At 59.5% G+C, this 18,852-nt stretch carries 15 protein-coding genes; 4 read left to right on the forward strand and 11 right to left on the reverse strand.

The window, feature by feature from the left end; all coding sequences use genetic code 11:
• Position 1 precedes the first annotated feature (1 nt).
• The 4 genes from gspG to RYC17_RS16830 form a co-directional block, all read right to left on the reverse strand.
• Positions 2-433 (reverse strand): type II secretion system major pseudopilin GspG, encoded by a 432-nt coding sequence (gene gspG, locus RYC17_RS16815; protein ID WP_002553963.1) that lies wholly within the window; start codon positions 431-433, stop codon positions 2-4.
• A 25-nt stretch (positions 434-458) separates the two neighbouring features.
• The gene (gspF, locus tag RYC17_RS16820; protein WP_058400417.1) at positions 459-1,661 is read right to left on the reverse strand and encodes a type II secretion system inner membrane protein GspF; all 1,203 of its coding nucleotides are present in this window, start codon (positions 1,659-1,661) and stop codon (positions 459-461) included.
• Positions 1,658-3,382 (reverse strand): type II secretion system ATPase GspE, encoded by a 1,725-nt coding sequence (gspE, locus tag RYC17_RS16825; protein WP_316903812.1) that lies wholly within the window; start codon positions 3,380-3,382, stop codon positions 1,658-1,660. The genes gspF and gspE overlap by 4 nt, the downstream gene beginning before the upstream one ends.
• An 83-nt stretch (positions 3,383-3,465) precedes the next feature.
• Complete coding sequence (locus tag RYC17_RS16830) at positions 3,466-3,693, reverse strand: hypothetical protein (RefSeq protein ID WP_058400416.1); 228 nt, start codon at positions 3,691-3,693, stop codon at positions 3,466-3,468.
• A gap of 497 nt (positions 3,694-4,190) precedes the next feature.
• Here RYC17_RS16830 and RYC17_RS16835 point away from each other — a divergent pair, with 497 nt between their 5' ends.
• On the forward strand, positions 4,191-6,932 hold the full coding sequence (locus tag RYC17_RS16835) for a beta-glucosidase (RefSeq protein WP_042931063.1): 2,742 nt from the start codon (positions 4,191-4,193) through the stop codon (positions 6,930-6,932).
• A gap of 38 nt (positions 6,933-6,970) precedes the next feature.
• Here RYC17_RS16835 and RYC17_RS16840 read toward each other — a convergent pair whose 3' ends face one another.
• The 3 genes from RYC17_RS16840 to RYC17_RS16850 all read right to left on the reverse strand — a co-directional run bounded on the left by RYC17_RS16840 (position 6,971) and on the right by RYC17_RS16850 (position 9,405).
• Positions 6,971-7,615: a TetR/AcrR family transcriptional regulator gene (locus RYC17_RS16840; RefSeq protein ID WP_058407792.1), complete on the reverse strand. Its 645-nt coding sequence runs from the start codon at positions 7,613-7,615 to the stop codon at positions 6,971-6,973.
• Positions 7,616-7,699: 84 nt separating this feature from the next.
• Positions 7,700-8,860 carry an MFS transporter gene (locus RYC17_RS16845; protein ID WP_316903815.1) on the reverse strand — a complete coding sequence of 387 codons (1,161 nt, stop codon included), beginning with the start codon at positions 8,858-8,860 and terminating at the stop codon, positions 7,700-7,702.
• Positions 8,861-8,865: 5 nt separating this feature from the next.
• Positions 8,866-9,405: a GNAT family N-acetyltransferase gene (locus tag RYC17_RS16850; RefSeq protein ID WP_122280619.1), complete on the reverse strand. Its 540-nt coding sequence runs from the start codon at positions 9,403-9,405 to the stop codon at positions 8,866-8,868.
• 103 nt (positions 9,406-9,508) lie between these two features.
• Here RYC17_RS16850 and RYC17_RS16855 point away from each other — a divergent pair, with 103 nt between their 5' ends.
• The 3 genes from RYC17_RS16855 (at position 9,509) to solA (ending at position 13,868) form a co-directional block, all read left to right on the forward strand.
• Complete coding sequence (locus RYC17_RS16855; RefSeq protein WP_316903818.1) at positions 9,509-10,405, forward strand: LysR family transcriptional regulator; 897 nt, start codon at positions 9,509-9,511, stop codon at positions 10,403-10,405.
• A 271-nt stretch (positions 10,406-10,676) separates the two neighbouring features.
• On the forward strand, positions 10,677-12,260 hold the full coding sequence (locus RYC17_RS16860) for an aldehyde dehydrogenase (NADP(+)) (protein WP_044317693.1): 1,584 nt from the start codon (positions 10,677-10,679) through the stop codon (positions 12,258-12,260).
• A gap of 432 nt (positions 12,261-12,692) precedes the next feature.
• Entirely contained in the window at positions 12,693-13,868 is a 1,176-nt protein-coding gene (gene solA / locus RYC17_RS16865; RefSeq protein WP_316903821.1) for an N-methyl-L-tryptophan oxidase, read from the forward strand.
• Between the two features lie 10 nt (positions 13,869-13,878).
• On the opposite strand, the gene RYC17_RS16870 is transcribed toward solA, so the two are convergent.
• The 4 genes from RYC17_RS16870 to RYC17_RS16885 form a co-directional block, all read right to left on the reverse strand.
• Complete coding sequence (locus tag RYC17_RS16870; protein WP_316903822.1) at positions 13,879-15,228, reverse strand: TolC family outer membrane protein; 1,350 nt, start codon at positions 15,226-15,228, stop codon at positions 13,879-13,881.
• Position 15,229: 1 nt separating this feature from the next.
• The gene (locus RYC17_RS16875; protein WP_122258956.1) at positions 15,230-16,567 is read right to left on the reverse strand and encodes an HlyD family type I secretion periplasmic adaptor subunit; all 1,338 of its coding nucleotides are present in this window, start codon (positions 16,565-16,567) and stop codon (positions 15,230-15,232) included.
• Complete coding sequence (locus RYC17_RS16880) at positions 16,564-18,360, reverse strand: type I secretion system permease/ATPase (RefSeq protein WP_316903824.1); 1,797 nt, start codon at positions 18,358-18,360, stop codon at positions 16,564-16,566. Before RYC17_RS16880 ends, RYC17_RS16875 begins: the two co-directional genes overlap by 4 nt.
• An 81-nt stretch (positions 18,361-18,441) precedes the next feature.
• Positions 18,442-18,825 (reverse strand): protease inhibitor Inh/omp19 family protein, encoded by a 384-nt coding sequence (locus RYC17_RS16885; RefSeq protein WP_058407798.1) that lies wholly within the window; start codon positions 18,823-18,825, stop codon positions 18,442-18,444.
• Positions 18,826-18,852 lie beyond the last annotated feature (27 nt).

Consider the following 18,852-nt stretch of genomic DNA (forward strand, 5'->3'; position numbering starts at 1 on the left):
GTTACTCCCAGTTACCCAGGTCGGCGCTGTACCCTTCGCCGCCCGGCTGACCGTCCTGGCCGTAGAAAATCAGGTCGAAGCTGCCGTGCTGGCCCGGGAAGCGGTAGCCGAACGCGTGGCCGAACGGGTCTTTAAGGTCCGAAGGCTTGGCGTAAGGGCCGTTCCAGTTCGAGGCGTTACCCGGTCTCTCGGTCAATTGCTGCAAGGTCTTGGGTGGCGAACCGACGTCCAGCGCATAGCTTTCGATCTTCATGCCCAGGCTGGCCAACTGAGCCTTGCCTGCGCCGTATTTGCCCTTGTCGACGTTGCCGCCTACCTGGCGCACGACGATGGTCGCAACAATGCCCAGCAAGACGATAACCGCGAGCATTTCCAGCAAAGTGAAACCGCCCTGTCGGCGTGCGGGTTTGAAGCGTGTGCGGCTAAAAGTCATCGGAGTGGTTTCCTCTTTCATGGATTCAGATATTGCTGGTCAGGCTCATCAGCGGCAGCATGATGGCCAGCATGATCACCGCGACCATGCCCGCCATCACCACGGTCAGCGCGGGGACCAGCGCCGCCAGCATGCGGTCGATACCCCGCTTGGCTTCGACGTCGAACACATCGGCGACCTTCATCAGCATGGTGTCCAGTTCGCCAGCCTGTTCGCCGACCTCGATCATTTGCAGCGCCAGATCCGGCAGCAGCGGTTGCGCGCCGAACGCACTGGCCAGCGTGCCGCCGCCCTTGACCGACTCGGCCGCCTGCTCCACCTGCGCTTGCAAGGCGCGATTGGTGCATACCTGGCGAGCGATCACCAGCGCCTGTAACAACGCCACTCCATTGGTCAACAGCGTGCCAAGCGTTCGAGTCAGACGCGCTGCCTCGATGCGTTGCAGCAAGGGACCGATCACCCGAATGCCAAGTATGCGACGGTCGCGGCGTTCACGGCGCTGTGGGTCGCGCATGCGAATGGCCATGCCCCAGATCAGCGCGATCAGGCCCGCCAGAACAGCCAGGCCGTAGTTGCTCAAAAATTGTCCGAGGTTGAGAATGACCTCGGTGATCAACGGAATCGGCACGCCGAGATCCTTGAAGATCGGTACGAATTGCGGCACTACATAAGCCAGCAAAAGGGCCAGCGAGCCCAGTACGCCGACCACCAGAAAGGCCGGATAGATCAGCGCGTTGACGACCTCGCCACGCAGCAGTTGGCTACGTTCCAGATAATCACTCAGTTGACGCAGCGTGCTTTCCAGCGCGCCCCCCGCTTCGCCGGCGCGAACCATGCTTATATAAAGCGGCGAAAACTGTGTGCCCTCTTCTTCCAGCGCAACGGACAATGGCTTACCGGCCTTGACCTGTTCGCGGATGCGCTCGATCAACGCCTTGGTCTGCGGTTGTCCAGGCTGTTTGAGCAGAATTCCAAGAGATCGTTCCAACGGCTGCCCGGCACCGAGCAACGTTGCGAGCTGCTGCGTGAAACTGACCAGCGCTGCGCCATTGAGCAAGCCGCTGCCCAGCGCGCGGCGCAAACCGCCCATACCGGCCGCGTCAATCTGCAAGACCATCAGACCACGCTTTTGTAGCGCGGCGATTGCAGCATCCTGGTCGCGGGCTTCCAGCGTGCCGTTCTGCGGCGCACCTTGAGCATCCAGCGCGCGGTACTTGAACAAACTCATGTGCCTTCACCTCGGGTGACGCGCAGCACTTCTTCCAGCGAAGTCACCCCGGCCACGGCCTGGCGCAGCCCCTCTTCATGCAGCGTGCGCAACCCACCGCGCCGGGCAGCTTCTTCCAGAGTCGACGCATCGGCTTGGCGCATCAACAGACTGCGCAGTTCTTCGTTCATAACCAGCAACTCGGTGATTGCACTGCGCCCCCGGTAACCGCCGCCAGGGGCATCGGCACGCGGGCGATACAGGCGAATCGGGCGTTCGTCAGTGAAGCGCTCCAGCCCGTGCTCGGCAATCAACTCCGGCGGCGCATCGAAGGCTTCCCGGGTTGCCGGATCAAGACGGCGGACCAGACGCTGGGCCAGAATACCGTTGACCGTCGAGGCGATCAGGTAGCTTTCGACGCCCATGTCCAGCAGACGGGTAATACTCGCCGCCGCACTGTTGGTGTGCAGTGTCGAGAGCACCAGGTGACCGGTCAACGAGGACTGAATGGCGATACGGCAGGTTTCCAGGTCACGCATCTCACCGATCATGATGACATCCGGGTCCTGACGCACAATGGAGCGCAGCGCCCCGGCGAAGTCCAGGCCAATGGATGGCTTGACCTGAATCTGATTGATGCCTTCGAGCTGATACTCGACCGGGTCTTCGACGGTGATGATCTTGCGCTCGGCGGTATTGAGCCGTGACAGCGCAGTATAAAGAGTGGTGGTCTTGCCGGAGCCGGTCGGTCCGGTGACCAGCAGAATGCCGTGTGGACGCTCGAGCACGTCGAGAAATTCATCCAGCCGTTCGCCATCGAAACCCAGGCTGGGGAAATCGAAATTGATGGTCTGCCGGTCCAGCAAACGCATGACCACCGATTCGCCGAAGCTGGTGGGCACCGTAGACACCCGCAGGTCCAGCTCCTTGCCCTGGATGCGCAGCATGATCCGGCCATCCTGCGGCAGACGACGCTCGGCGATGTCCAGCCGCGCCATGATCTTCACCCGGGAAATAACCGCCGCCGAAGAACTGGACGGTGGCGCTTCGGCTTCATGCAGTACGCCGTCGATGCGGTAGCGCACCTTTAACTGGCTCTCGAACGGCTCGATATGAATGTCCGACGCACGCTGTTCGACCGCGCGTTGCAGAATCAGGTTGACCAGACGAATGACCGGCGCTTCGGAGGCCAGATCCTTGAGGTGCTCGATGTCTTCCAGCGAGCCGCCCTCCTCATCGAGGTTCTCGATCAGGGTGCCCATCGCCGAGCGGCCTTGTCCGTAATAACGCTCAATAAGGGTTTCGACTTCATTGCGCGGCCCGATGGACAGCCGCACCGGCACTTCGCAGGCATAAGCGATGGCCTGGAACGGGTACAGCGTACCGGGGTTGGCGCTGAGCACTTGCAGCCCTTGATCGCTCCAGCCTACGGGCACGACTTGATAGTGGCGCATGAAGCGCTCGGTCAAAGGCGGCAAAGGATCGAGCAGCGGCGGCACAGCGTCAGCGAGTAATAGCGGCGCCTGCAACAGTGCAGCCCATGCGCGGGCCAGTTCAAATTCGGAAACCAGACCCAGACGAGTCAACAACCCGAGCAGCTCGGTGCCTTCAGACTCCTGCTGCAAACGTTGCGCCCGCTCCAGATCGGCCATTTTCAGACCCGCGTGCTCGGTCAGCCAGGCGCAAACCTGCGCGGCATCCGGAATGAGGAGACGGGAAACATCGACGGGAACTGGCGGCATGGATGAGGGCATTTTGCTACTTCGGAGGGACATGTTACAGCACTCTCCGACTGGAAAGTGCTGTGCTCAAAGGCTTCAAACGATCAGTTTGACTGCTTTTGAGTGGTTGCGTTCTGCGGGCGACCACCTTTTGTCGTTTCGGCCTTCTGGTTTTGCGCCTTCTGCGCTGCCTTGGCGTCCTGGGTCTGGGTCATAACGGTCTCGTCGCTGGCACCGGAAGTCGCGTCTGCGTCTGTCGCGTCGTCAGCAAAGACCGCACCACTCAGGGCAAGACCCAACACCAAACCGGCACTCATCATGGAAAACTTCATCGTATTAACTCCTCGAAAAACAAAAAGAGCCCCGCAAAAAAAAGCGGGGCAGTTGTAGAAACCGGGCAAGAACTAGCGCACAGCAAACGTCGCAACTTGCGAGCTGTCTTTTTTCGTCCTGAAAAACCTTAAACCCATCGACCAGTAGGTTTAACAAGAGTTCCTCATTTGTAAAGAAAAAATACGAAATCGAAGAAAAATACGCTTTTATTTGACATTTATGCCTTGTTTTAGACTTAATTGTACCGTTTTGTAGATTCAAAACGCCACTACGTGATGTCACTTTAGTGGCGCACCACAAGTAAAAAAATAAACGCCAAACAAAACTAATACGGCAACTAAGGAGTCCTAACTCGCGCCCTGACAACAGGGAATAAACGCGACGACGGGAAACTGTTGCCGAAAGAAAAAGTTGGCGGAAAGCGGTAAATAAGAACGCAGTGATCCTGCGCACGTGCGCAGGCAGACAGTTATTTGAAACGCAGTTGGAGAGCAATATGAACAAGCGAAAGATGATAGGCGCGCACTCGGCGCTGGCCTTGCTGGCATTGGCAGTATCCCAGGTGCACGCCGCTGACCCTACCGTGCAACAAGGGCGTGAAGATCGCGCCGAAAAAGCCGCACAGAAAACCCTGGCCAAAATGACCATGGAAGAAAAGCTGGCCTACATCGGCGGCACCGGCGGCTGGGACGTCAAGCCGCTGACCAACTACGGCATTCCGCAGATCCACGGCGCTGACGGCGGTGTCGGCGTGCGCTACACCAGCGAAGGCAACGATCAGGGTGTTGTTTACCCGTCCGGTCCTAACCTGGCCGCCACCTTCAACCCACGTCGTGCCATCGACCTCGGCCGCGCGCTGGGTTATGACACTGCCGTCGGCGGCTACCAGTTCATCACTGGTCCCGGCGTCAATTTGTATCGCATGCCGTACGGCGGCCGTGCGTTCGAATACCTCTCCGGTGAAGACCCGTTCCTCGGCGCCAGCCTGGCACCAGGCGTCATCAACGGTATCCAGTCTCGTGGTGTATGGGCCAACGCCAAGCACTACGCGGCCAACGATCAGGAAAGCAACCGCTTCAATCTGAACCAGACAATGCCAGAGCGCGTTCTGCGCGAAATGTCGCTGCCTGCGTTCGAATCGTCGTCGAAAAACGGCAATGTGGCGATGATGATGTGTGCCTTCCAGAAGGTGAACGGTGATTTCGCCTGCGAAAGCGACCACCTGATCGCCCAGATCCTGAAGAAGGAATGGGGCTTCAAAGGCTTCGTACAGAGCGACTACAACGCTGTCGTTCACGGTTTTAACGCTGCCCGCGCCGGTACCGATCTGGACATGATGGGCTACCAGATGAACAGCTCCGTGCTGAAGCCGCATCTGGACGCCGGCGACCTGAGCGCTGCGACCATCGACGACAAGGTCCGCCGCATCCTCAAGCAGATCTACCTGTACAAGTTCGACAGCAAGACGCCGCTGACCACGCACAACATGAACAGCTCGACCAGCAACAAGGTTGCTCTGAACGCTGCGCGTGAAGGTATCGTCCTGCTGAAAAACCAGGACAATCTGCTGCCGCTGGACAAGCAGAAAGTCAAGAAAATCGCCGTAGTCGGCACCCTGGCCAAGTACTCGCCACCGACCGGTTTCGGCAGCGCCAACGTTATGGCCAGCCATTACGTCAGCGAATTGAGCGGCCTGCAACAAATCGCGCCTAACGCCAAGGTCGACTTCATCGAAGGCCTGTCGCTGGACCCAAGCACCAGTGCCTGGACCACCACCGACGCAACGGGCAATGAAGTTCAGGGCATGAAGGTCGAGTACTTCAGCAACACCAACTGGTCTGGTGATGCAGCGGTCACCCGCACCGAGAAGCATGTTGACCTGGACTGGGCCAACGACAAAAACCTGCCGTTCGAAAGCAACACGTCGACGTCCGATCCGTACACCAGCAAAGGTTCGACTGCTGGCGAACTGAACGGCGATACATCGTCGACATCGATTCGCTACACCGGCAAGGTCACCCCGACCCAGAGCGGCGAGCAGGTGTTCAAGGTGCGTGCCGACGGCGCCGTGCGTCTGTGGGTCAACGGCAAGAAAATCATCGACAACGGTGACGGCAAGCCGCTTCCGGGCAACAGCATTCCGCCAACCATTCCAGAGTTCGCCAAGATCAATCTGGAAGCAGGCAAGTCTTACGACGTGAAGCTCGAGTACTCGCGTCGTGCCGGCTACCTGTCGACCATGGGCGGCCTGGTAGGTGTGCAGTTGAGCTCCGCTTCGCTGAACGCTCCTCAGGACCTGTCCGGTTATGACGCCGTCGTGGTTGCCGTGGGTAACAGCAACGAATACGAAGGTGAAGGTTTCGACCACAGCTTCGATCTGCCTGAGTTCCAGAACGAGCTGATCCAGAACATCGCCAAGGTCAACCCCAATACCGTGGTGACCATGTATGGCGGTACGGGTCTGAAGATGAGCGACTGGATCGAACAGGTTCCAGCAGCGCTGCACGCTTTCTACCCAGGTCAGAACGGTGGTCAGGCCCTGGCCGAGATCCTGTTCGGCAAGGTCAACCCGTCGGGCAAGTTGCCGATCAGTATCGAACGCAACATCGAAGACAACCCGGCTTACGCTTCCTTCCCGAAATTCGACAATCAGAACACTCTGACCGAAATGGATTACAAGGATGACCTGCTGCTGGGTTATCGCGGATACGAGAAGAAAGGCATCAAGCCGCTCTACCCGTTCGGCTACGGTCTGTCGTACACCACGTTCGGCTACAGCAACATCAAGGTCACGCCAGGTGTCGCGGTCGGCAATACGCCGATCAAGGTGTCCTTCGACCTGAGCAACACCGGCAAGGTCGGTGGTTCGGAAGTCGCTCAGCTGTACGTTGGCCAGCAGAACCCGAAAGTCGAGCGTCCGATCAAGGAACTCAAAGGCTACAAGAAGGTGTTCCTCAAGCCGGGTGAAAGCAAGCGTGTGACCATCGAGTTGAATGACCGCTCGCTGGCCTACTTTGACGAGAAGAGCAAGCAGTGGGTGGTCGATGCCGACACCTTCAACATCTCGCTCGGTTCGTCGTCGCAGGACATCCGCCTGAACGCCAAGCTGGTCAACTCGTTCCGTCAGGAACTGTCGACCACCACCAGCAACCCGCTGCCACGCTCCGCTCTGAACTCGGTTCTGGTCGAGAAACCACCGGTCAAGACCGGTGGTGTATTCAAGCAGACCGTCGAGTAAGCGTTAGCTGACTGAAGGGTAAACGGACAAATAAAGGCTCAGGGACGAGCCCTTACCGCTGCATCGACCTGCGCAATGTAGGTATCGAAACACTCGACCAGGTCCACCTGATCGGGAAAGCGTAACCACTGAATCTGCAAGCCATCCATCATCGCCAGAATCTGCCGGATGATCTTGTCCAGATCCACATCCGCACGCACTTCCCCGCGCTCCACCAAACCTGCAAACTGTCCCATCAAGTTCGCGTGAATACGCTCGTAGCGCGTCTGGAACCATTCAAAGGCAGGCTGGTTTTCCAGCAGACTTTCCGCATTGAGAATCGAAAAGGCACGCACCACGCCGGGCGCTGTGGCGTTGGAACGGTTGATAGCGCGCAGGCCGCCGAGCAGGCCGGTCAACGTGTTGTCTGTGCGCACCTCGGCAGCAATGCGGCTATTGACCTCATCGCGGCGGTCCAGCACGCCCATCAATAGCGAGATCTTGCTGGGAAAATGGTGCAGCAGCCCGGCGACGGAAATACCGACGATGGCCGCTACCTTAGCCACCGAAGCGCCGGTATAGCCCTCAAGGGAAAACACTTGCAAGGCCGCATCAAGCAGCTCTTTGCGGCGTTTTTCACCCTTTGGCGCGCGCCTGTGTCGGGTGACTGCCGTGCCCGTTTCCGTGGGGTCATGCAGAGTCATATCAGGCTCCTTCTTGAACAGCCGCGTACCCTAACCATTCAGGCGACTACTGGCAACGCTATTGAAGCGGATTGTTGGACAATTTCATTTTTCGCAGCCATTCAGATTCAACACAATTGCCACTGCAATCAACACCAGGCTGATCGCCAGCGACAACCACAGCAGACCGCTGTCGCCCTGCCCTTCGCGCACCCACGCAAAAAACCACGGAGCGCCAGCTGACAGCAGAAAGGCAGGAGCCAGCAATCGGCCCTGCAGGTGTACGTAATGCGAATGTGCAAACAGCTCAAAGGGTAGATTCGCCCTCAGCAATGTGGCCAGCCCGTTCATCGCGCCATAACCGAACAGGAACATGCAGGCCAGCAGGGTATGGCCCTGACTGAGCAGCCCCAGGGTGAAACACAGCACCATTCCGCCAGCGACCCAGACATTCAGGCGCAGTGCAGGCATCGACTGCGCCAGCAAAGCCTGCGCCAGACGCGCGCAGGTCTGACCGATGCCCCACAGCGCTGCCAGCACGACCGGCACACCCAAACCAGCCAGCAACGCGGGTAAATGGGCAGACAGACCGGCTGACAGGAACGCGATCAGGGACATGCTCAGGGCGTAGCCGAACTGAGGTATCCAGGGCGTGGTGTCAGCGGGCGCAGGCACGGCCGGCACGGCGTTCAAGACCGGCAACCGGGAGTCCGGCAGGCCGCTGACCAATAACCCGCTGAGCAATGCCAGGCAGCCGTAGACAGCAACCGCACTACGCCAGCCCAACGCATTCAACAAGCCGTGGCCCAGCGGCCAGAATACCGCCGAAGCCAGCCCGCCCAACAAGGTAATCTGCACCATCAGCGCCCGCGAGCGTGCACCGAACAGCGCTGCCAGGGCAGCAAACAGCGCGTCGTAAAGTGACAAACGCATGCCGACGCCCAGCACTGCCCAGCCAAGAAACCACAACTGCGGGGTATTGCACACGGCCAGCACGCAGCAGCCAAGCGCGTTGAGCCCGGCCCCGTATTGCAACACCTGCCGTGCACCGAGACGCTGGAGCAAACGCGCACTGAAGATTGAAACCAGGCCCATGACCAGCAGCGCAACTGACAGCCCGGAAAAAACCTGCTGGCCGCTCCAGCCCAGATCATCGGCAATCGCATTGCCGAAAGCCCCCGGCAGATAAAACGTCACCCCCCAAGTGATCAGTTGCGCGAGCCCCAGTTTGACTACCGCCAGCCTGGACAGATCAGCGCGGTCCACGTCAGTCAGGCCCGCTCGGAAGGTGCACTGCCCGAGCCGTCGCCGAGCATGCGCTGCATCAGCACGGTGTCCACCCAGCGACCGTGCTTGAAGCCGACTGACTCGAATACCCCGACACGGCGAAAACCCAGGCGCTCGTGCAGACGTAACGACGCAATATTCTCGCTGTTACCGATCACCGCGACCATCTGCCGCCAGCCGCCCTGCTCGCAGCGCTTTACCAGCTCGCCAAGCAATGCCAGACCGATACCCCGACCGCCCATACCGTCCCTTATGTAGACCGAGTCTTCTGCGGTAAAACGGTAGGCCGGACGCGGACGATAGGGTGTGGCGTAGCCATAGCCGACCACCTCCCCGGCGAGCTCGGCCACCAGATATGGCAGGCCGTTGTTGAGTACCTGCGCACGGCGCTGCAGCAGCTCGGCGAGACTCGGCGGATCGAGTTCGAAACTGGAAATGCCATGCAGCACATGGTCGGCATAAATCGCCTGTACGGCAGGCATGTCTTGATCACACGCATCACGCAGGATAAAGGTCGGGGTCATATGGGGCTCTGGGCAAATGTCGTTGGATGAGCGCAATCATGCCGCTCACCACACCGTTAAAAAAGCTATGATTTATCATTCACAGCATAAGAAATACTTTGCCATGCGCCGACTCAACCTGAATCACTTGCACACCTTCTCGCTGGTCATAGCGCACGGCAGCTTCTCCGCAGCGGCCGAGCGACTGCACCTGACCCAGCCTGCGGTAAGCCTGCAAGTTCGGCAGCTGGAAGACCAGTTGAACCTGAAATTGATCGAGCGCGTAGGCAAGCGGCTCAAGCCCACCTCGGCAGGCACTACGCTGCTGGAGCATATTGCGCGCATTGATGCGGTGGTCGAGGATGCCCTGCTGGAGTTGTCCAGTCACGCCAGCGGCGTTGCCGGGCAGGTTGCGATCGGCACTGGCGCAACCGCCTGCATTCATCTGCTGCCGCCCATGCTGCAGGCCTTGCGCCGCCGCTTTGCACAACTGGATGTGCGGGTCAGCACTGGCAACACGGACGGCATTCTCAAGGCGGTGGAGGAAAACCGTCTGGACCTCGCGCTGGTGACGCTGCCCGCCTCGGGTCGCAGCCTGCATATCACCCCGCTGCTTGAGGATGAGTTCGTGGCGATCTTCGCCAGCAGCCAGCAGTCGATTGCCGCTGAAATGACTCCGGAGCACCTCAGCGAACTACCCCTGGTGGTCTTCGAAGCAGGCAGCAGTACCCGGCTGCTGATCAATGAATGGTTCCTGCAGGCCGGAATCCGGGTAAAGCCGGTCATGGAACTGGGCAGCATCGAGGCCATCAAGGAAATGGTCGCGGCGGGCCTGGGCTACAGTATCGTTCCGCGCATGGCGGTTGCTGCGGCCCATCATCGCCGCGGCTTGCAGGTGCTGCCGCTGGTGCCAGGGTTGAGCCGCACACTGGGAATTGCGTTGCGCCAGGACAAACCGGTCAGCAAGGCATTGCGCCAGGTGCTGGATGCGCTGCACAAACTCAACGCTACACCCCCTTAAAAGTCACAAAGGCGCGCCACGATAGAAGCCTGATTGCGCCCATGCATTATAAAGAGCAGCAACGCTTGACCTGACAAATCAGGGCGACAGTTGCATCAGCAGCGAATCAAGTTGTACGATGACTGCCCACTGGTTTTAGAAAAATGATTGCTGGCCTGCTTTTACACGCCACATCACTGACAATCTGTAAAGCAACTCGGCAACCCATAAGGAGCGCCGGTCCGGATACCTTCCATACCGACCTCCAACCTCAAAACAACAGGAGATACCGATGCCTAACATTCTCGGCCAGAACTTCATCGCTGGCGGCCGCAGCGCTCTGGGTCAAAGCCTGCAAAAAAGTCTGGATGCCACAACAGGCGAAGAACTGCCTTACAGCTTTCATCAGGCTACCGACGGTGAAATCGACGCTGCCGCCCTCGCTGCCAAGGCTGCCTTTCCAGAATTCCGTCAACTGAGCCCGGCCCGCCGCGCCGATTTCCTCGACGCCATTGCCGATGAACTGGATCAGCTGGGTGATGATTTCGTCGCCATTGTCTGCCAGGAAACTGCCCTGCCCCAGGCACGTATTCAGGGTGAACGCGGTCGTACCAGCGGCCAGATGCGCCTGTTTGCCAAGGTTCTGCGTCGCGGTGATTTCGTCGGTGCACGCATTGACCTGGCCCTGCCGGATCGCAAGCCGCTGCCACGCGTCGACCTGCGCCAGTATCGCATCGGTGTGGGCCCGGTTGCCGTGTTCGGCGCGAGCAACTTCCCGCTGGCGTTTTCCACTGCTGGCGGCGACACCGCTGCGGCACTGGCTGCCGGTTGCCCGGTGGTGTTCAAGGCACACAGTGGCCACATGGCGACTGCCGATCTGGTGGCCAGCGCTATCATCCGCGCCGCCGAACGCACCCAAATGCCGAAAGGCGTATTCAACATGATCTTCGGCAACGGCGTTGGTGAAGGTCTGGTCAAACACCCGGCCATCCAGGCCGTTGGTTTCACCGGCTCGCTGAACGGCGGCAACGCTCTTTGCAAAATGGCCGCCGAGCGTCCACAGCCGATTCCGGTGTTTGCCGAGATGTCCAGCATCAACCCGGTAGTGTTGCTACCAGGTGCCCTGCAGGCACGCGGCGAAACCGTGGCCAAAGAGCTCGCCGGATCGGTGGTGATGGGTGCCGGTCAGTTCTGCACCAACCCTGGTGTGGTCATCGGCCTGCGCTCCCCGGCGTTTTCGACGTTCGTCGAACAACTGACCGAACAGATGGGCAGTCAGGCACCGCAGACCATGCTCAACGCAGGCGGTCTGCGCAGCTACAGCAAAGGCGTCGAGCATTTGTTGTCGCATCCGGGCGTGACGCATCTGGCTGGCAAGCCGCAGGAAGGCAAACAGGCGCAGGCTCAGTTGTTCAAGGCTGACGTCAGTCTGCTGTTGAACGGCGACCAGTTGTTGCAGGAAGAAGTCTTCGGCCCGACCACGCTGATAATCGAGGTCGCTGACGATGCGCAGTTGAAAGACGCGCTGCAAGCCTTGCGTGGCCAGTTGACCGCGACTGTGATCGGCGAACCTGCAGACCTGAGCCAATACAATTGGCTGCAACCGATACTGGAAGAGAAAGTCGGCCGTATTCTGTTCAACGGCTACCCGACCGGTGTTGAGGTCTGTGAAGCCATGGTGCATGGCGGCCCGTACCCGGCAACCTCGGATGCACGTGGCACGTCGGTTGGCACTCTGGCCATCGACCGCTTCCTGCGCCCGGTCTGCTATCAGAACCTGGCCGACAGCCAGTTGCCGCCTGCATTGCAGAATGCCAACCCGCTGGGTCTGCGTCGTCTGGTCAACGGTGAATGGAGCGATCAGCCTCTCGTGTAACGACCATCGCTTGACTCGTAAACAAAGCAGCGCGACCTGATGAAGGTCGCGCTTTTTTTTGAAAAATATTTCTTTTTTGTGCTTTAAATCGCTTATAGCGGACCTGTTTTCCAGCCTGGTGGCAGCACCATGGAAGTGCAAAACATGAGCTGTTCATAAAATAACCACACAGCTGTAAGCCACGTGTAACAAGGGTTTCAAAAAGTTACCCACAGACATACCCACGATTTCCGTGGACAACTTTTCATCAATTTCGGACCTTAAAAACCCTGAGCAGCGCAAGCGTAAATTTTTACAGGTTCCCCACACCCTCATGCGTGATGGCACTGGTAATGGCCATTAGTGCTTAGTGACATAACTTTATGCACGTTTGGCGGTTGATTCGGCAGTCTGTCCGGCGTGAAATAAGAGATTTATCGAGGCATTCCGATTATGCAGCAGCGTTGTGAAGTGGCCGTGCTCGGTCTGGGTGCCATGGGTGCAGCCACTCTCTATCAACTGGCGAAGGCCGGAGTCGATGTGATTGGCGTCGATCGCTACGCCCCTCCGCACACCCAGGGCTCCAGCCACGGCGATACGCGCATCACACGGCTGTCGGTTGGTGAAGGCCCGCAGTACCTGCCGCTGGTACGCAGTTCGCACAGCATCTGGCGCGAACTCGAGGCGCTGAGCGGCGAGTCACTGTTTGAGCAGTGCGGAGTGCTGGTGATGACCTCCAGCCCTGCGTACGATCCTGAAGACAGTAACGACTTCACCCACCAGACCATCGCTTTGGCCCGCACCTATGGCGTGAAGCACGAAGTATTGTCGGCGGCGGCCATTCGCGAGCGCTTTCCCCAATTCACCCCTGTTCGGGATACCGCCATTGGCTACTTTGAACCCGAAGGCGGATTTGTCCGCCCGGAGCGCTGCATCGCGGTACAGCTGCGGCTGGCGAGGCAACACGGCGCAAGGTTGCTGACCCATGAGACGGTCACGCACTTACAGGCGCAGGGTGATCAGGTGCGCATTACCACCGACAAGGGCTCGATCATAGCTGACAAGGTCGTGGTCAGTGCAGGCATGTGGTCAGCCGAATTGCTCGGCGCTCCGTTCCGCGATCTGCTGCGGGTGTGTCGGCAAAAGCTGTTCTGGTTCGAGTTGCAGGAGAATGCCGCTTTTGCACCTGTTTCGCCGAGCTTCATTCTGACTCACGGGCCCGGAGAGGATGGCGTCAACTATGGCTTCCCGCCCCTGCCCGGTGAAAACAGTATGAAGGTCGCCACCGAGCAATACATTGAAGCATCCGCTGCCGACCAGCTGGATCGCACTGTTACGGCAAGGGAGGAGCAGGAAATGTTCCAGACCCAGGTGCAGGGCAAGATTGCGGGACTGACGCCGAACGTGGTCAAGTCTTCGGTCTGCGCCTACACCGTCACGCCGGACTGCCACTTCATCATTGATGAACACCCCCATCTGAAGAACGTGACAGTGGTTTCGGCCTGCTCCGGCCACGGCTTCAAACACTCAGCCGGGCTCGGGCTGGCCCTTGCGCAACGCTGTATTCACGGCACCAGCGATGTAGACCTTTCAGCCTTCTCGCTGGCGCGTTTCACCGCGCAGAACTGACCAACGACACTCAGCGCGCCACAACGAAGGCCTCGTCAATACGCGCCAGATCGGTGTCGTGCAACGTACCGGCGTAGTAATGCAGTTTGATCCAAGCCATCAAGTAATCGTAACGGGCTTTCGCCAGATCGCGACGGGTGCTGTAAAGCTGCTGTTCGGCGTTGAGTGCGTCCAGGCTGATGCGCTCGCCGCCGAGAATGCTCTGACGTGTCGACTCGACCAGTGCCTGCGCCGAGACCAGTGCTTTCTGATAAGCGCGCAACTTGCTCACCCCTGACGCACAGGCGTTGAACTGGCGACGCAGCTCGATCAGGGTTTCGCGGGTCTTGCCCTCCAGCTCGTATTCCGCCTGCTCGCGCTTGCTGTTGGCCTGACGCACCGAGGCGCTGGTGCCGCCTCCGGCGTACAGCGGCAGACTGAGCTCGATACCTATCGTGTTGGTGTCGTAACGCTGATTGTAGGTGTTGCCGCTGTCCGATTCGTTCTGGCGGATACTCGCATAGGCATTCACCGTCGGCAGATGCCCTGCGCGGTTGCGCTCCACCTCGTATCGCGCCACTTCCAGCGACTGACGTTGCGAGGCCAGGATCGGGCTGTTGGCCATGGCCAGCGCATGCCACTCGGTAAAGCTGGAAGGTGCCAGCACCAGCGCCTGAAAGCTGTCCCTCAACGGCTCCAGCTGCGCAACATCGATACTCGGCTCGCCAAGCAACGCGGCCAGCTCGCGCAAGGCCGCATCCTGCTCATCGCTGGCTTCTATCTGCTCGGCAATCGCCAGCTCGTTGCGCGATTCCGCTTCAAGAATGTCGGTGCGGGTACCTTCGCCTTGCTGGAACATTTGCCGGTTCTGGGCAAACTGGCGTTCGAACGCCTGCTGTTTGGCGCGGGCTATATTGATCTGGTCCTGCGCGAACAGTGCCTGGGTATAAAGGGTCAGAACCCGCACCAGCAATTCCTGACTCTTGCTGCGAAAAGTCTCGTCGGCAAACAACGCCTGAGCCAGGCCTTTGCGGTAATTGGCATAGGCTTCGTAATCGATCAGCGGCTGCTGAATCGTCAGGCTTGAACCAAAGCTGTTGTAGTGGCGATGGTCCGTGGTGTCTTCACGGCCGCCTTTAAGGGTGGCCTTGGAGTCGTTGCGCCCTTTGTTGTAGCTGTATGAAACACGCGGCAACAAGCCTGCACGACCAATCACCCGGTTTTCCAGGCCCGCATCGCGCTCCTTGAGCGCTCCCAGGTAAGTCGGGTCGTTGCGAAGCGCCAGCTCATAGACCTGAAACGGGCCCATCGCATGACTCAATGAAGCAGTGCCCAGCAGGATGGCCGTCAGTAAAGCGGCTTTCAGGGGATGACGAGACATCCTATTCCTCCGTCAACGCGGAGCCGGCACGGTCCAGCAAAGGTTTGAACAGATAATTGAGCAGCGAGCGTTCGCCCGTGCGCACAAACATTTCAGCGGGCATGCCCGGCTTGATCACCAGCCCGTTGAGTTTTTCCAGTGCTGCATCGCCCACCGAAGTGCGCAGCACGTAATAGGGCTGGCCGGTTTTCTCATCCTGCATCTGGTCGGCGGAAATCAGGTTTACCTCACCGGAAACCCGCGGCGTGCGACTTTGATTGAACGCAGTGAAGAGGATATCGACCGGCAAATGGCTGGCGACCTTGTCGATCAACTGCACCGGCAGACGCCCTTCGACTTCAAGCCGTGTGCCCTGCGGTACGATTTCCAGCAGGGTTTCACCGGCACGCACCACTGCGCCTTCAGTGTGCACGCCCAGGTTGACGGCGATGCCATCAGCAGGGGCAAGAATTGCACTGTGCTGCAGACTGAAACCTGCCGAAGCCAGTTGTTGCTCAAGGGTAAGCGCCTTGACCTGGGCATCGGCCCACTGGCTGCGCACTTCTTTCTGATACTCCTCGCGCTGCTGCTGAAGACGCAACCGCGACTCGACGATCCCCTGCTCTATCCGCCCGGTTTCGCCTGCGTTCTGCGCCAGGCTCTGCTGCACTTGAGAAAGCTGGCGTTGAAACTCCAGCAGACGGTTGCCCGGAATGAAACCGTTCTGCGCCAAGGGTTCCAGGTTACTCAGTTGCTTGCGTAGCGAGTCAGCCTGAGCCAGCAGGTCCGATCGAGCGCGGCGCATACCGGCGAGTTGCAGCCCGGCACCTTCGATACTCGCCTGCAAACCGGATTGCTCTCGAGCCAGCGCCTGTCGCCGACTGCTGAACAGCTGGCGCTGGCCCTCAAGCACGAGCGCCAGACGCGGGTCGGGGTTCTGCCCCTGCCCGGCGGCAATCAGTTCTGCGGGAAAGTGCACCTCATCCAGGTTGTCGCGCTCGCTCTGCCAGCGAGCCAGGCTGGCCCAGGCCATTCGATACTGGGCACGCAGCGATTGCACGTCGGCCTCGACCTGAGTCTGATCAAGACGAAACAACGGCTCGCCCTCCTTCACGGACTGGCCTTCGCTGACGAGAATCTTGCTGACCACGCCGCCATCCAGCGACTGCACGGCCTTGCGCTTGCCCGACACCACGACGGTGCCTTGCACGGCAATGCCCTGATCCAGCGGGGCGAGACTGGCCCACAGAAAGAAGCTGCCCGCCCCTGCCAGCATGAGAATCCAGCCAGCACGAACGAAGAACTGCACGCCGCGCTCCTTGCCCGGCACGGTGTAATGAGTGTCGATAGGGCTGCTCATACGTCGGACTGCCTGTTCTGCGTGCCGTACTGACGGCTCATGGAAAGCCCGACAGGTGCAGGGCGAGATTGCGATTGAGGGTGCGCTTGCGGTGCTTGCCCGGGCGATGCCTGTCCGGACAAGGCCTGCAACACCTGAGCCGTGGTGCCGAATGCCTGCATGCGACCTTCGCTCAGCACCAGCAGACGATCGGTCTGGTTCAACGACTGAGTGCGGTGGGTGACGAGCACGACGGTGCAGCCGCGGGTCTTGAGTTCAGCAATCGCCTGGGTCAAGGCCGCTTCGCCTGCGGCGTCCAGATTGGAATTGGGCTCATCAAGCACCACCAGCCGCGGATCGCCATACAGCGCTCGGGCCAACGCGACGCGCTGTTTCTGACCGCCTGACAAGCCAGCGCCATCATCGCCCAGCCGCGTGTCGTAGCCCTGCGGCAGACGCAGAATCAATTCGTGTACGCCCGCCAGTTGCGCGGCAGCAACCACAGCGCTCGCGTCGGCCTCGCTAAAACGCGCGATGTTTTCTGCCACGGTGCCACCGAACAGCTCGATGTCCTGCGGCAGATAACCGATATAGGGGCCCAGCGCCTCGCGATCCCAGCGATGCATGTCGGCACCGTCCAGGCGTACCGTACCGCCCAGCACAGGCCAGACACCGACCAGCACGCGCGCCAGAGTCGATTTGCCGGAACCGGATGCTCCCAGCACGCCGAGCACTTCACCGGCTTGCAACTGAAAGCTCACTTGCTGAATCGTCGGCGACGTTTTTCCCGGAGGCGCAGCGCTGACCTGTTCCGCGCTGATCTGACCGCGCGGTGCTGGCAGTGGCATGCGCGGCGCGGGCTCGGCGTAGGTCTTGAGTAACTGGTCCAGACGCCCGTAAGCCAGGCGTGCAGAACTCCATTGCTTCCAGACTGCGATCAGTTGATCGATGGGGCTGAGAACCCTTCCCATGAGGATCGAACCGGCGATCATCATGCCTGCGGTCATTTCTCCGTTTATCACCAGCAGTGCGCCCAGGCCCAGCACCAGCGACTGCAGGCAAAGGCGCAGGGCCTTGCTGATCGAACTGATCACCGCTCCAGTGTCACTGGCACGGTTTTGCAAGGCCAGAAAGCGCCCATGCACATGGAACCAGCGACGCCGCAACACTTCGAGCATGCCCATCGCCTGGATCGCCTCGGCCTGTTGCAGGTGTCGGGTCGCCAATTGCGCAGACTGCTGCGAGTACCCGCTGGCCTCGGCCAACGGTTTGCGGGTCAGCCATTCGTTGAGGCAGGCCAGTCCGACCAGCAACACCGTCCCCACGCTGGCCAGCACGCCAAGCCAAGGGTCGAAAAGGAAGATCACCGCCAGGTAGATGGGAAACCACGGGGCGTCGAAGAACGCGAACAACGCCGGCCCGGTGAGGAACTGGCGGATAAAGGTCAGGTCACCCAGCGCCTGTCCAGCCTGACGCTGTCCAGCGTGCAGGTTGCTCTCGAACGCGGCCTGATAGACGCGCAGATTGAAACGCCTCTCCAGCTCGCTGCCGATGCGGATCACCACAAAGCTGCGGACCATCTCCAGCAGGCCGATAAACGCAAAGAACCCGCCCACCATCAGCGTCAGCATGGCCAGGGTAGTCTGGTTCTGCGACGTCAGTACACGGTCATAGACTTGCAACATGTAAATCGATGGGGCGAGCATCAACACGTTGATCAGCGCGGTAAAACAACCGACACCAATCAACGCGCTCTTGTAGTCAGCCAGCGCTTTATAAAGCGGCGGCCGGGCGCTTTGGGGCAACGCATTCATGGTTGTTCCTTGATGGTCTTGCTGGTGACGGAGTGACATCCCTGGGTTTTAACAAACAACTCGCGCAGGTCCATGAAACGCTTAATCGGCGAGCCGTCCAAGTACCAGCACTTCACCGCCGGGCAGACGCGCCTGATAGATCTGCTCACCCATGTTATTGAGGTGAATCAGGCGATTGCCTTCCTTGTCGGTGAATGCCAGGCCATCCGGAGTCGGAAACCAGCCAGTGGGTGCTTCGTGCAACCACTTTACTGCACAGGCGAGATCGCCCGTCAGTTTCGGTACATCCGTGTTGAGGTGCAGCTCACAGGCTTCGTCCGTGTTTCCCTGAAGCGAAAGTCGCCACTTGCCGCTGAGTTCAGCTGGGTCGGGCAGTTTCAAACTCATGGCCATACTTGCTCCAGAAATACCCACCAGCAGCGCAACAGCCACTGGCACGATTCGAACAACGTGATTGATCTTCATGATGGGGTACTTTCCAGATCATGGACG

The organism is Pseudomonas syringae group sp. J248-6, from assembly GCF_032586995.1.
GTDB lineage: Bacteria > Pseudomonadota > Gammaproteobacteria > Pseudomonadales > Pseudomonadaceae > Aquipseudomonas > Aquipseudomonas amygdali.

Coding starts and splice junctions, on each gene's coding strand:
- gspG (WP_002553963.1), bottom strand. CDS start 433: ATGACTTTTAGCCGCACACGCTTCAAACCCGCACGCCGACAGGGCGGT.
- gspF (WP_058400417.1), bottom strand. CDS start 1,661: ATGAGTTTGTTCAAGTACCGCGCGCTGGATGCTCAAGGTGCGCCGCAG.
- gspE (WP_316903812.1), bottom strand. CDS start 3,382: ATGCCGCCAGTTCCCGTCGATGTTTCCCGTCTCCTCATTCCGGATGCC.
- RYC17_RS16830 (WP_058400416.1), bottom strand. CDS start 3,693: ATGAAGTTTTCCATGATGAGTGCCGGTTTGGTGTTGGGTCTTGCCCTG.
- RYC17_RS16835 (WP_042931063.1), top strand. CDS start 4,191: ATGAACAAGCGAAAGATGATAGGCGCGCACTCGGCGCTGGCCTTGCTG.
- RYC17_RS16840 (WP_058407792.1), bottom strand. CDS start 7,615: ATGACTCTGCATGACCCCACGGAAACGGGCACGGCAGTCACCCGACAC.
- RYC17_RS16850 (WP_122280619.1), bottom strand. CDS start 9,405: ATGACCCCGACCTTTATCCTGCGTGATGCGTGTGATCAAGACATGCCT.
- RYC17_RS16855 (WP_316903818.1), top strand. CDS start 9,509: ATGCGCCGACTCAACCTGAATCACTTGCACACCTTCTCGCTGGTCATA.
- RYC17_RS16860 (WP_044317693.1), top strand. CDS start 10,677: ATGCCTAACATTCTCGGCCAGAACTTCATCGCTGGCGGCCGCAGCGCT.
- solA (WP_316903821.1), top strand. CDS start 12,693: ATGCAGCAGCGTTGTGAAGTGGCCGTGCTCGGTCTGGGTGCCATGGGT.
- RYC17_RS16870 (WP_316903822.1), bottom strand. CDS start 15,228: ATGTCTCGTCATCCCCTGAAAGCCGCTTTACTGACGGCCATCCTGCTG.
- RYC17_RS16875 (WP_122258956.1), bottom strand. CDS start 16,567: ATGAGCAGCCCTATCGACACTCATTACACCGTGCCGGGCAAGGAGCGC.
- RYC17_RS16880 (WP_316903824.1), bottom strand. CDS start 18,360: ATGAATGCGTTGCCCCAAAGCGCCCGGCCGCCGCTTTATAAAGCGCTG.
- RYC17_RS16885 (WP_058407798.1), bottom strand. CDS start 18,825: ATGAAGATCAATCACGTTGTTCGAATCGTGCCAGTGGCTGTTGCGCTG.